At 72.8% G+C, this 404-nt stretch carries 1 pseudogene; it reads right to left on the bottom strand.

The window, feature by feature from the left end:
- A pseudogene (locus AC1DUE_RS20535) lies at positions 1 to 404 on the bottom strand (hypothetical protein); the annotation flags it as partial.

The raw sequence follows: 404 nt of genomic DNA, 5'->3' as shown, positions 1-404 counted from the left end.
GCTCCACCCAGCTGCCGGCCCGGAACCGTATGGCCTTCGGCGGCCCCACCGGGTACCAGCGCTTGCGGCCCAGCGGGATCGGCCACAGGATCGGACAGCCGGAGACGGTCAGCGCGTCGCCGATGTCGTGGACGAGGGCGCCGAGGACGATCGGCAGCCCGAGCCAGAGGTACTCCTGGCCGGGCGCGTTGAAGAGCCAGTCCGAGCCGTTGCCCGGCTTGTCCAGGACGCCCGCCAGGATCCAGGCGCTGGTAGCGCCGAGCAGCCACACCAGGACGTCGCTGGACATCCGGGCGGCCCGCCACAGCAGTCCTTCGACGGCGAGCACCAGATGGACGAAGAGGATCGCGAGGACCGCCCATCGGCCGCCGGCGATCGCCGCGGCGGAGGCCCCGGCACCGATC

It is taken from the genome of Cellulomonas sp. P4_A2 (assembly GCF_056402515.1).
Note: the sequence above shows the minus strand (reverse complement) of the source record. Positions and strands in the feature narration are given on the sequence as shown.